The sequence below is a fragment of the Bradyrhizobium guangdongense genome (genome assembly GCF_006483445.1).
GTDB lineage: Bacteria > Pseudomonadota > Alphaproteobacteria > Rhizobiales > Xanthobacteraceae > Bradyrhizobium > Bradyrhizobium guangdongense_A.
In genome coordinates this window covers 1-2,841 of sequence record NZ_PPPT01000305.1, presented here as the reverse complement: position 1 = coordinate 2,841, position 2,841 = coordinate 1, and the positions used below count along the sequence as shown (strand labels likewise).

Below are 2,841 nucleotides of genomic sequence, written 5' to 3'. Positions count from 1 at the left end.
GCGGATGCAGCCCCTCACCCCAACCCTCTCCCCGTAAGAACGGGGAGAGGGAGAAGTAGAGCGCATGTTCCGCCTTATATCGTCTCGATTCGACGAATTGCCAGCGGCGCTTGCGCCAACGCACCGGGTTGTTGGGCGCCGGCCGGTGTGCTTAACGGACCCTGTCCCCGCCGCCGGTTAGGCCTGATGCTGTTCAATTCCTATCCGTTCATCCTCGCGTTCCTGCCGGCCGTATGGATCGGCTATTTCTGGCTTGGGCGGCGCAGCAACCTGACACCGGTGATCTGGCTGGGGCTGGCCTCGCTCGCCTTCTACGCCTTCGGAAGCTGGCAGTTCCTGGGGCTGCTGCTGGGCTCGATCGGCTTCAACTACGGCATCGGCTGGCTCCTGATCAGAGCCCGGCTCAGTCCGGCACGGCGTCGCGCCGCGCTGATCGTCGGTGTCGCCGGCGACCTCCTCGTGCTCGGCATCTTCAAATATGCCGGCTTTGCGGTGGAGAATTTCAACGCGCTGTTCGGCACCGGCATTGCGCTCCACATCCTGCTGCCGGTCGGGATCTCCTTCTACACCTTTACGCAGATCGCCTTCCTGGTGGACGCGTATCGCGGCCAGGTGGCGGCGTATGCCTTGCCGCACTACGCGCTGTTCGTGACGTATTTCCCGCATCTGATCGCGGGACCGATCCTCCACCACAAGGACATGATCCCGCAATTCGAGCGGGAGGAGACAAAACATCCGCACGCGCATCTGATCCTGTGCGGCCTCATCATCTTCGCCATCGGCCTGTTCAAGAAGACCTGTCTTGCCGACGGCATCCAGCCGCTGGTGGCGTTCGCCTTCGAGGCGCGCTCGCCGACCTTCGACCAGGCCTGGCTCGGCGCGCTCGCCTACACGTTTCAGCTCTATTTCGACTTCTCCGGCTATTCCGACATGGCGATCGGCATATCCCTGATGTTCGGCATCTTCCTGCCCGTCAATTTCAACTCGCCTTACAAGGCCACCAGCATCGTCGAGTTCTGGCGGCGCTGGCACATGACGCTGTCGCAGTTTTTGCGCGACTATCTCTACATCCCGCTCGGGGGCAATCGCCGGGGTCGCCTGCTGCGCTACGTCAATCTGATCATCACCATGCTGCTCGGCGGGCTCTGGCACGGCGCGGCCTGGACATTTGTCGTCTGGGGCGCGCTGCACGGCGCCTATCTCTGCATCAACCACGCCTTCAACGCGTTGGTGCCGAAGATGCCACCGGTTCTCGTGCGCCCCGCGCGTGCGGCCGGTTTCGTGCTGACGTTCCTTGCCGTCGTGGTGGCCTGGGTGTTCTTCCGCGCCGAACGCATCGAGTGGGCCTTGCGGATTATCTTCGCCATGACGGACCCCACACAGGTGGCGTTCGGCCGCGAGGAGATCGCGGCCCTGGTGCTGGTGTCGATCTACGCGATGCTGGTCTTTCTTGCACCCAACACGCAGGAGATCATGGGCTACGACCATCGCAAGCGCGCGGTCGGCGTCGACATTGCCGTCGAGAAAAGCCCGCTGCTGATCTATGGTGCAGCCGCCGCGTTGGCGTTCGGCATCCTCGGCATTCAGAGCCACAGCGAATTCATCTATTTCAGGTTCTGATGCGCAACTCCTTCACACATATCTATCGGCTGCTGCTGGCAAGCGTTGCCTTCGTACTCGCGGCCGTCGCGCTCAATTATATCGTCGACCCGCTGCAACTCTTCCGTCCCTCGCGGCTCGTGCCCGCGGCCTATTCGGTCGATACCCGTACGCAGAATGCGGGCCTGCTGCTTAGCCAGACATTCGACACCGCCTTCATCGGCTCCTCGCTCGCGATTCATTTTCGTCAGAGCGATATCGATCGTGCGCTTGGCACGCGCGCGCTCAAGCTCGCGATGACCGGCTCGAATTCGCGTCAGCAGGGATTTGTGCTGGAGCAGGCGATCGCGCACGGTGCCCGGCGCGTGGTGTGGGAAATGGACGACTGGATCTATGTCGATGCGCCCGAGATCGATGACGATCCCTACCTCTCCGCCGACCTCTATCGCCGGACCTCCAAGGGCATCGCCGCTTATCTGCTGAGCACGACAACGACGAAGGAGTCGCTGTTTTCAGTGCTGCGCGCGATCCCGCCGCTGCGCGCGCCGCTCGCAAGCGTCGCGCCCTATCTTCCCGTCAAATTCGCGCTATCTGATGTCGACGACATCTATGCGCTGCCGCGGGATGCGGACATCGCTGCGGCCTACAACGCGAAGCGAACGCTCGCAGCCTTCTCTTACATCACCGATCCCGTGCGCAGTCGCTTCCTCGGCATCGGCTATGACTACGACGCGATGGTCCGGCATTTCGAGCGCGACGCCGTCGGCCTGATCACGCGCCATCCCGACGTGACGTTCGACATTTACTTCCCGCCCTATTCGATCCTGCAATATGTCGCGATGCGCGACGCCTCGCCCGCAACGTTGAAGACCGTCTATGACATCACCGCACTGGTCGCGACGCGCCTGTCGCAGCTTCCCAACGTCCGCCTCTATGACTTCCGCGCGATCAAGGAGGTCACGCACGACCTCGACAATTACGGCGACGTGATCCACCACTCGCCGGTTGTCGACGCTATGGTGTTGAAGTGGCTGGCGGGGGGAAAGTATCGCGTGGATCCGAGGGCGCCGCTCGTGGCGCTCGATGCGCTGAAGGTGCAGGTGAAAGCGTATCAGGTGTCGCGCTGACTCTTCCCCTCTCCCCTTGTGGGAGAGGGTGGCTCGCCGCGCAGCGGCGAGACGGGTGAGGGGTCTCTCTCCGCGCGCGAATCTCATCGAGCCTAGTTCGCGGAAGCAACCCCTC

The 2,841-nt window shown here is 62.7% G+C and carries 2 protein-coding genes; both read left to right on the top strand.

Features of this window, described 5'->3' with window-relative positions:
• The first annotated feature begins 186 nt into the window (after positions 1–186).
• Complete coding sequence (locus tag C2U70_RS32240) at positions 187–1,620, top strand: MBOAT family O-acyltransferase (RefSeq protein WP_140982721.1); 1,434 nt, start codon at positions 187–189, stop codon at positions 1,618–1,620.
• A complete protein-coding gene (locus tag C2U70_RS32235; protein WP_140982718.1) occupies positions 1,620–2,726 on the top strand; it encodes a hypothetical protein in 1,107 nt (368 codons plus the stop codon). Before C2U70_RS32240 ends, C2U70_RS32235 begins: the two co-directional genes overlap by 1 nt.
• The last annotated feature ends 115 nt before the right edge of the window (positions 2,727–2,841 follow it).